8 protein-coding genes are annotated in these 9115 nt (G+C 66.8%); 1 reads left to right on the top strand and 7 read right to left on the bottom strand.

The genetic code is table 11. The features are described 5' to 3' along the window. Positions 1-147: 147 nt before the first annotated feature. On the bottom strand, positions 148-1455 hold the full coding sequence (locus JWP60_RS05730) for an integrase (protein WP_299787604.1): 1308 nt from the start codon (positions 1453-1455) through the stop codon (positions 148-150). A gap of 970 nt (positions 1456-2425) precedes the next feature. On the opposite strand from JWP60_RS05730, the gene JWP60_RS05725 reads away from it, so the two are divergent. Then, a complete protein-coding gene (locus tag JWP60_RS05725; protein ID WP_299787601.1) occupies positions 2426-3166 on the top strand; it encodes a methyltransferase domain-containing protein in 741 nt (246 codons plus the stop codon). Positions 3167-3179: 13 nt separating this feature from the next. Here JWP60_RS05725 and JWP60_RS05720 read toward each other — a convergent pair whose 3' ends face one another. The 6 genes from JWP60_RS05720 to JWP60_RS05695 all read right to left on the bottom strand — a co-directional run. Further along, on the bottom strand, positions 3180-3629 hold the full coding sequence (locus JWP60_RS05720; protein WP_299787598.1) for a sulfurtransferase TusA family protein: 450 nt from the start codon (positions 3627-3629) through the stop codon (positions 3180-3182). Next, the gene (locus tag JWP60_RS05715; RefSeq protein ID WP_299787595.1) at positions 3626-3841 is read right to left on the bottom strand and encodes a hypothetical protein; all 216 of its coding nucleotides are present in this window, start codon (positions 3839-3841) and stop codon (positions 3626-3628) included. Before JWP60_RS05715 ends, JWP60_RS05720 begins: the two co-directional genes overlap by 4 nt. A gap of 126 nt (positions 3842-3967) precedes the next feature. Continuing rightward, on the bottom strand, positions 3968-6022 hold the full coding sequence (locus JWP60_RS05710; RefSeq protein ID WP_299787592.1) for an ATP-binding cassette domain-containing protein: 2055 nt from the start codon (positions 6020-6022) through the stop codon (positions 3968-3970). A gap of 157 nt (positions 6023-6179) precedes the next feature. Next, the gene (gene prmB, locus JWP60_RS05705) at positions 6180-7040 is read right to left on the bottom strand and encodes a 50S ribosomal protein L3 N(5)-glutamine methyltransferase (RefSeq protein WP_299787589.1); all 861 of its coding nucleotides are present in this window, start codon (positions 7038-7040) and stop codon (positions 6180-6182) included. Continuing rightward, positions 7037-8185, bottom strand: a complete 1149-nt coding sequence (gene dapE, locus JWP60_RS05700; RefSeq protein ID WP_299787585.1) for a succinyl-diaminopimelate desuccinylase — start codon at positions 8183-8185, stop codon at positions 7037-7039. Before dapE ends, prmB begins: the two co-directional genes overlap by 4 nt. Positions 8186-8369: 184 nt before the next feature. Beyond that, positions 8370-9115: ATPase, T2SS/T4P/T4SS family (locus tag JWP60_RS05695; protein WP_299787582.1), on the bottom strand; the 746-nt coding region annotated here is incomplete at its 5' end.

The raw sequence follows: 9115 nt of genomic DNA, 5'->3' as shown, positions 1-9115 counted from the left end.
CCACCGCCGCCGCCTTCGCCCACATGCCCACAGCCTTCGACCACTGAAGGGGTAAACGAAGGAGCCGGAACGACAACGATCCGACGCGTAACATTCCTTCGTGAGGCAACACGCCGGTCAAGATAATTGTCGCCAACCACTTGACTATCAAGCCGGATCTGCAGGAGTAGATGCCCTGACGCGCCTCACCCCGTTTTTCTCAAGCTGCCGCAGCAGCACCTCGAGGGCCTTCCGCTTTTCGGGTAGGTACTCGTGCGCGTCGTAGTGCTGGTCTTGCACGCCGCCGATGCCGTGCGACTGCAGCTGCCCGCGGATGTGCTTCGTGATGCCAGCAGCCGCCAGCAGCGTCTCGATTCCGCTGCGGACACGCTTCAACTGGAAGCTCTTGATTCCGGCCCGCCCGGCGACTTCGCTCGCCCACTTCGACACGCTCGTGGCATGCATCGGAGTCTTGCCTCCGTCGGTGGAGAAAACATAGCCTGCGGCTGGAAGGGCGGTGAGTTCTGCCCGCATACGGTTTGTGATCGGCAATAGATGTTCCCGGGGTTCAGCGCGTTTTCCTTTCGCGTCCATGAGGAGCAGGGTGCCTCCGGCCAGTGCCGAGCGCTGTAGTCTTACCAACTGCGCTGCGCGCTGACCGCCGGTCAATATGTGCAGGCGCAGGGCCGCGCCGATCACCCCCGGCTCGCCCTGCAGGGCGCTCCAGTACTTGCGTAGTTCCACGGCGCCTAGCGGATTCTTGTCGGATTGGGCCTTGCCGGCGGCGATGCTTGCCACGGGATTTGTGTTCACGCCAAAATCGGAGAAGGCCTTCGGCAGGTCCGGATCCGAATCTGCCTTGATTGCACAGGCGTAAGCAGCGCGCAAGTAGGCCCGCAGCTTGCGCGCGGTGGTCTTCTTGCCGGCTTCGTGCGGACGCCGCAAGGCCGCCACGATCTCTGACTTCTGGACCTCCGCAGCCGGCTTTTCGGCCAGATCGGGTAGGGCGGCCATGACGTGGTTCTCGAAGATGTTTTCGACGTCGCGCCAAGACGACTTGCCTTGGGCCTTCAGCCACTCGACATATGCCGCGCACAGCGCCTTGAGCGTGAACCGCTGTCGAAGCTCTCGTTCCGCGGCCTCTTGCGCCTCGGCGGCGGATGCGCGCTCGCGTTCGGCCCTAAGACCGCCAGGCGTCTCCCGGTCGAGCTTCGCACTCTCGCGAGCCGCCTCCAGCGCCGCCGGCACTGAGTAGCCGCGATGGGTAGGTTTCAGGGACTTGGGCGGGGCGCTCGAATCGTAGTGTCCCACCGGCAGCCGCTCTGTCTTGCCGGCTCGCGTATGCCGCCAGTAGAACATCACAGGCCCGCTGCTGAGCTTCCGGGCCTCGAGTGAGCCAGCGGCGGGGATCTTTTCGACGACGATGCATTGGCCAACGCGCAGTTCCGCGATGCGCTGGCCGTGAGTGGCTCTCATGCGGTTTGCCTCCTGGTGACAGAACTGGTGACAGTTTTCAGCCAGATGACATTATCCGCAGTGGGACAGTCTGGGACGAATTCCCCAATGATGGCGGCTTGCCGCGTCGTCCAAGGACATCCGAGGCCGTCTAGGGCCAGCGGACTTTTAATCCGTTGGTCGCAGGTTCGAGCCCCGCACGTCCTACCAAGCTCCTCAAGGGAAGCCCGCTGTCGAAAGACAAGCGGGCTTCTGTCTTTTCGCAGCCGTATAGCCACTGTGCAGCCAAGGGAGGAGCGATGAGCCTTGTCCCACGTCAGCGCCTCAAAACTTGGCCCCGAGGTGGCGAGAAGTTCAGCCGGCGGCGGCGGCGCTTGTAACTCGCGCCCTAGTGCGAAGCCTACCGGCAGCGGACGTCAGTTTCTCGCAGCCTTCGCGGGAAGCTTCCCCTCTACCGGCGCCCGCGCCGCTGCTGGCGGCGTCGATGCCGCGGCAGGTGGCCGACCGTCGCCGGGAGCCAGACGCTGCATGCAGTCTCGGTACGCTTGACCATAAGCCAGCCCCTCGTCGCCCAAAATGTCCAGCCTGTGCTCCCACGCTTCAGCGTGGCACGTGTCCTCTGGGGTCGCAACGGCGGGCGGAGTGGCCATTGCGGTCGCGGTGCTGATGGGGGCAGAGTGGCCCGGCCAGTCCCAGCCTGGTACGAGGCCGGCGCACCCCGAAAAGAGGGCGCAGAGCGCAGGCAGCAAGAGGGTGCGGCGAATTCGTGATGGATGCATGGCCCGCAGGTTACAGGCTACCCCGCTGGTCTCGGTTTGCAAGAGATACTCCCTCCCACGCTGCGCAGGCTGGGCGGTAGCGCCGCGGCCTTTGGCGGGATCGAAGGGTCGGTTGCGGCAGGCACCCCACCGTTCGTTGCGAAGTCCCTTTACGCAGAGCTTGCCCCGCCGAGCACCGGCGTGCCTATGATGCCGTGCCACCTGCACGCACCGTGAACAGTACCGTCCGCAAATTCCTCAGCTCGCTCTATCGGCTTGGCGCCATGGCCTCCTCCGGTGCCGACGCGCGCTTTCTCTCGCGCGACATGCCGATGTCGCGGGCGGTCAGTCACACGCGCTGGAGGTCGCACCTGCTGGCACTCGCCAATCGACCCGGCATGAAGGTGCTGGAGATCGGCAGCCGCGAGGTGACCGGCGAATCCACCTTCAGGGCCGACTTCGACCAGGCGGACTACGTCGGCTTCGACTACTACGCGGGCGGCAACGTCGACGTGGTCGGCGATGCGCACAGCCTGAGCCGCCACTTCGCGCCCGGCGAATTCGACCTGGTCTTCTCCAGCGCGTGCTTCGAGCATTTCGCCATGCCGTGGGTGGTGGCGCAGGAGATCGCCAAGGTGCTCAAGGTGGGCGGGCACGTGTTCATCGAAACCCACTTCTCCTATTCGGCGCACGAGCGGCCCTGGCACTTCTTCCAGTTCAGCGACATGGCGCTGCGCGTGCTGTTCCCGCCGGCGCTGGGCTTCGAGTGCATAGAGGCCGGCGTCTCCAATCCCATCGTCGGTCGCTTCTCGCGGCTGGCCGATGATGCGCTGCGCTTCCGGCCGGTGCCTGCGCTGTACTGCCACTCGGAGTACCTGGGGCGCAAGGTGGCGGACGCGCACTTTCCCGGCTGGGAGCAACTCGACACCGCCGCCCTGGTTGGCGACACGCAGTATCCGCAGCCGCGGGCCTGAGGGGCCGCGCGCCTCAGCGCCGGCGGCGCAGCAGGTGGATCACCTCGTCGCCCGATTCCTCTTGCGACAGGAGTTCGTAGCCAACCACGTACTTCGCGAGCGCCTGGAATTCGGCCAGCGTTTCCTTGCTGCTGGTCAGGACCCTGAGCTGTTGCCCGGGCTTCATCGTGCGCAGAGCCCGATGCGCGCGCAGCAGCGGCAGCGGCGCACTGATGCCGCGCGCGTCGATCGTCTCGACCGCATCGCCATCGTTTGCGCCGGACACCTCGGGTGCCACGGCGATCGCAGCGGCAGGCGCGGCGGGCGCGGCCTCCGTGGAGGTCGAGAGGAACTCCTGCTCCCCCGTGCTGAGTCTGGACATCGTCGTGCTGCCGTGTGAAAGGTCTGGAGACGAGATGGTGACACGACCGCGGCCGTCGTGCGCGCATTCCTGCGCGGATCTCAGCGGCGAAAGACCGTTCAACGCTGCATCTGCACGCGCGTACGGATAAAGCCAAGGCGGTCGCGCAGCGATCGCCAGGTTTCCAGGGAGACCAGCATGGCGCCGCCGTGCGCGCCGCTGATCCAGCATTCCTCCTGCTTGGCGCGCCAGCCGGCGGCAAGGAGGTCGCACGCCTCCGGGGTTGCGGTGGCCGGTTCGACCGGCCCGAGATGAGGTTGCCAACGGGGATCCATGGGCGCAGCCTAGGCGCTCGACAGCGCCCGTCTGGAAGGGATGCGCCCTTGACTCTGTACGAATCCACTCACAGGACCCGCGTTGCAGGGTGCCCAAGGCCTGACCAATGGCGAAAAGCGCACTCCCTAAGCCCTTGCCTCAGCGGCCTCGATGTCGCCGGAGAGTTCCAGCCAGCGTTCCTCCAGCTCGCCCAGTTCGTCGACCACCGTCTTCAGGCGGCGACCGGCCTCCGCGATCTCGGGCGGCGGCAGCATCGTCGCCAGGCGCGCCTCGAGCTGGGACTTCTCGGCCTCGAGCGCCGCCATCCGTTTCTCCGCCTGTTCCAGTTCCTTCTTCAGGGGCTTCAGGCGCGTGGCGAGCTGCTGCCGCACCTGCGCCTGCTGCTTGCGCTGCTCCTGCGGGGTGAGGCGGGGTTCGCCCTCGTTGCCGGCGGGGGCGGACGCTTGCGCGAGCACCTGTTCGCGCAGGCGGCGCGCCTCCTCCAGCAGGTAGCGCTGGTAGTCGTCGAGGTCGCCGTCGAAAGGCGCGATGCCGCCTCGGCCGACCAGCCAGAACTCGTCGCACACGGCGCGCAGCAGGGCGCGGTCGTGGCTCACCAGCATGACCGTGCCCTCGAATTCGTTGAGTGCCATGGCCAGCGCCTCGCGGGTGGCCAGGTCCAGGTGGTTGGTCGGTTCGTCCAGCAGCAGCAGGTTGGGCCGCTGCCACACGATCATCGCCAGCACCAGGCGCGCCTTCTCGCCGCCGCTCATGGAGCCCACGGACTGCGCGACCATGTCGCCGCTGAAGAGGAACTGGCCGAGGTAATTGCGAAGGTCCTGCTCGCGGTCCGACTGGCCGGTGGCCGCCCCGAATTCGCGCGCCAGGCGGACCATGTGCTCCAGCGGCGTGTCCTGCGGCCGCAGCACGTCCAGCTCCTGCTGCGCGAAATAGCCGATCGCCAGTCCCTTGCCCTCGGTGACCTTGCCCGCCAGCGGCGGCATGGTGCGCGCGATGGTCTTCACGAGCGTCGACTTGCCCTGGCCGTTGGCGCCGAGGATGCCGATGCGCTGGCCGGCGAGGACGGAGCGGGAGACGTTGCGCAGGATGATCTTGGGTTCTTCGGGCGCGCCGCTGCCCTCACCCCCGCCCTCTCCCGCAGGCGGGAGAGGGAGTTCCAGGGTGGGCTGGCTCCCTCTCCCGCTTGCGGGAGAGGGCTGGGGTGAGGGTCCCCCATACCCGAAACTCGCATCCGTGATCGCCAGCATCGGATTCGGCAGGTTCTGCGGTTCCTTGAACTCGAAGGTGAATTCCGCATCCGCCAGCACCGGCGCGATCTTCTCCATGCGCTCCAGGGCCTTCACGCGGCTTTGCGCCTGCTTGGCCTTGGTGGCCTTGGCCTTGAACCGGTCGATGAACTTCTGCAGGTGCGCGATCTTGTCCTGCTGGCGCGAGAAGGCGGACTGCTGCTGTTCCAGCTGTTGCACGCGCAACAATTCGAACGCGCTGTAGTTGCCGCCGTAGCGCACCAGGCGCTGGTGCTCGATGTGCAGCGTCACGGTGGTCACGGCATCGAGGAACTCGCGGTCGTGGCTGATCACCACCAGCGTGCCCGCATAGCGCTGCAGCCAGCCCTCGAGCCACACGAGCGCATCGAGGTCCAGGTGGTTGGTCGGTTCGTCCAGCAGCAGCAGGTCCGAAGGCGCCATCAGCGCGCGGGCCAGTTGCAGCCGCATGCGCCAGCCACCGGAGAAGCTGTTGACGGGCCGATCGAGTTCGCCGGGCCGGAAGCCCAGGCCGAGGATCAGCGCCTGGGCACGCGGTGCCGCATCGTGGGCGCCGGCATCGGCCAGGTCGGAGTGCGCGTGGGCGATGGCGATGCCGTCGCCGCTTGCCTCGGCCCGTGCCAGGTCCGCATGCACTTCGACCAGGCGCGTGTCGCCGGCCAGCACGAACGCGGTCGCCGGCTCCTCCGTCTCGGGCATGTCTTGCGCCACTTGCGCCAGCCGCCATTGCGCCGGGACACTGAAGTCGCCCGCGTCCTCGTGCAGGCTGCCATTGAGCAGCGCGAACAGGGTGGATTTGCCGGCGCCGTTACGGCCGACCAGGCCGACCTTCTCGCCGGGATTGATGGTGGTGGAGACGCCATCGAGGAGGACTTTGGCGCCCCGTCGCAGGGTCACGTTGCGCAGTTGGATCACGGGAGCGATTGTCGCATCGCCGTTGGGCTCGGCCGGACCTGGGGATATGCGGGACGAGGCGGGGGGACGACACGGGTCGACGCCGGGGACTTAGGGTGGGTTGCTGCAGGCAACCCACCTGGCGGCCGTCCCGGTGGGGTGCCTTCGGCAACGCACCCTACGAAAGAGCGTCCTTGGTGAGCAGCAGCACCTGGTCCTCGCCCGCGCTGGTCTCCAGCCATACGGCTTCCAGCCCCGGGAACGCGGCCTCGAAATGCGCGCGCTCGTTGCCGATCTCCAGCACCAGCACGGCGTCTTCGGCCATGCGCGCCGGCGCCTCGCGCAGCAGCGCGCGGATGAAGTCCATGCCATCGTCACCACCGGCCAGTGCCAGCTCCGGCTCGGCGCGGTATTCGGCCGGCAGTTGCGCCATGCTCTGCGCATTGACGTAGGGCGGGTTGCACAGGATCAGGTCGTACGGGCCGGGCAGGGCGGTCAAGCCGTCGGACGCGAGCAGGCGGATGCGTTCCTGCAGCCCGTGCCGCTGCACGTTGATCTGCGCGACTTCCAGGGCATCGGCGGAGATGTCGGCGGCATCGACCTGCACGTCGGGATACGCCATCGCCGCCAGCACCGCCAGGCTGCCGTTGCCGGTGCACAGGTCCAGCACCCGGGTCGTGCGCTCGCTGAGCCACGAATCGATGCTGCCTTCGGCCAGCAGCTCCGCGATGAAGCTGCGCGGCACGATGGCGCGTTCGTCGACGTAGAAGGCCACGCCCTGCAGCCACGCCTCGCGCGTGAGATAGGCCGCCGGCTTGCGCGTGGCGATGCGCTCGCCCAGCAGGGCGGCGATCTCGTGATCCTCGTGGTCATCGATCTCGCGGTCCGCCTGTTCGTCGAGTGCGTCCAGCGGCAGCCCGAGGCTCCACAGCACCAGCCATGCCGCCTCGTCGAATGAATTGGAGGTGCCATGGCCGAAGGCCACGCCGGCGGCTTCGAGTTGGCGCGCCGCGGCCTCCACCCGCGCCATCAGCTTCATGCCAGCGCGTCCAGGTGCTCCAGCACGCGCCGGTAGATGTTCTTCAGCGGATCGAGGTCGGCGACGCGCACGTGCTCGTCGATCTTGTGGATGGTGGCGTTGATCGGCCCGAACTCGATCACCTGCGGGCAGATGAGCGAGATGAAGCGGCCGTCGCTGGTGCCGCCGGTGGTGGAGAGCTCGGTTTCCAGCGAGGTCTCCGCGCGGATCGCCGCCTGCACCGCGGCGACCAGCTCGCCGGGCGTGGTGAGGAAGGGTTGGCCGCCGACCGTCCATTGCAGCTCGTAGTCGAGCCCGTGGCGATCGAGGATGGCATGCACCCGCTGCTGCAATTGCTCCGCGCTGCTGACGCTCGCGAAGCGGAAGTTGAAATCGATCACCACCCGGTTCGGGATGATGTTGCCCGCGCCGGTGCCGCCGTGGATGTTGCTGATCTGCCAGCTGGTGGGCGGGAAGAATTCGTTGCCGCGGTCCCACTCGGTCTTGGCCATTTCGTCGAGCGCCGGCAGCGCCATGTGGATGGGGTTCTTTCCGAGTTGCGGATACGCGATGTGCGCCTGGATGCCCTTGACCGTGAGCTTGCCCGTGAGGCTGCCGCGGCGGCCGTTCTTGATCATGTCGCCCAGCCGCTCCACCGAGGTGGGCTCGCCGACGATGCAGTAGTCCAGCTTTTCGCCGCGCTGCTGCAGCTGCTCGCAGACTACCACGGTGCCATCGACCGCCGGGCCTTCCTCGTCGCTCGTGATCAGCAGAGCGATGCCGAGATTGGGCTGCGGATTCGCGGCGAGGAATTCCTCGGCGGCCACGGTGAAGGCAGCGATGGAGGTCTTCATGTCCGCCGCGCCCCGGCCATAGAGCTTGCCGTCGCGATGGCTGGGCACGAAGGGATCGCTGGTCCACTGATCGAGCGGGCCGGTCGGCACGACGTCGGTATGACCGGCAAAGACCAGCGTGCGACCGCCCCGGCCAGGCTTCTTGGCCCAGAGGTTCTTCACGCGGAAGGTGTCGGGACCGCTCTCGATGTTTTCGCACGCGAAGCCCAGCGGCGCCAGGCGGGCGGCGATGAGCGGCTGGCACTGCCCGTCCTCGGGCGTGACCGAGCGCTGCGCGATGAGCTGCTCGGCGAGGTGGAGGGTCTTGGACATGGGCGGTAGTGTAGGGTGCGAGCGCATGCCGGCGTCTGTGCGCGATCGAGCAATTCTTGAACGCAGAAGTCGCAGAAGTGCCGCAGAAGTCGCAGAAGAACTTCGGATTTCTTCTGCGTGTTCTGCATTGCTTCTGCGACCTCTGCGTTCAAGAATTCCTGACGCAACGCAGCGCCTAAAGTTGTCAGTGCTTCACGTCGAACGTAATCTCGGTGAACGACGGCTCGTCGTCCAGGTCTTCCGCGCTGTCGCCGTCGTTGCCCAGTTGCTGGTCGTGCGGCGTGGAGGTGTTCTGCAGGCGCCATTGCAAGTTGGTGGGCGAGTCGGAATAGGCCAGGCCTTCCTTCTTGTCGACCGAGCCGTCGGTGATCAGGCGGGCGATGTCCATTTCGAAGGTCTGCGAGCCTTCGGCCATGGACTTCTCCATCGCTTCCTTCACGCCCGAGAAGTCGCCCTTCTCGATCAGCTCCGAGATCAGCTTGGTATTGAGCAGCACCTCCACCGCCGGCGCGCGGCCGCCCGCGACCGTGCGCAGCAGGCGTTGCGAGACCACCGCTTTCAACGCGGCGGCCAGGTCGCCCAGCATGGTCGGCCGCACTTCGACCGGGTAGAAGGACAGGATCCGGTTCAGCGCCTGGTAGCTGTTGTTGGCGTGCATGGTGGCCAGGCACAGGTGGCCCGACTGCGCATAGGCGATCGCCGCGGACATGGTTTCGCGGTCGCGGATCTCGCCGATCAGGATCCCGTCGGGCGCCTGGCGCAGCGCGTTCTTCAGCGCGGTCTGCAGCGACTGCGTGTCGCTTCCCACCTCGCGCTGGTTCACCACGCACTTCTTGTTCCGGAAGATGAATTCCACCGGATCCTCGATGGTCAGGATGTGGCCGGTCGTGCTCTCGTTGCGGTGGTCCATCATGGACGCCAGCGTCGTAC

Source organism: Ramlibacter sp. (genome assembly GCF_028291745.1).
In the GTDB taxonomy this organism is placed as follows: domain Bacteria; phylum Pseudomonadota; class Gammaproteobacteria; order Burkholderiales; family Burkholderiaceae_C; genus Ramlibacter.
The sequence above is the reverse complement of the archived record's forward strand: the minus strand, read 5'-3'. Positions and strand labels throughout refer to the sequence as shown.

Excerpts from the sequence above, each read along its gene's own strand:
- JWP60_RS05730 (WP_299787604.1), bottom strand. The coding sequence starts at position 1,455 with ATGAGAGCCACTCACGGCCAGCGCATCGCGGAACTGCGCGTTGGCCAA.
- JWP60_RS05715 (WP_299787595.1), bottom strand. The coding sequence starts at position 3,841 with ATGGATCCCCGTTGGCAACCTCATCTCGGGCCGGTCGAACCGGCCACC.
- prmB (WP_299787589.1), bottom strand. The coding sequence starts at position 7,040 with ATGAAGCTGATGGCGCGGGTGGAGGCCGCGGCGCGCCAACTCGAAGCC.
- dapE (WP_299787585.1), bottom strand. The coding sequence starts at position 8,185 with ATGTCCAAGACCCTCCACCTCGCCGAGCAGCTCATCGCGCAGCGCTCG.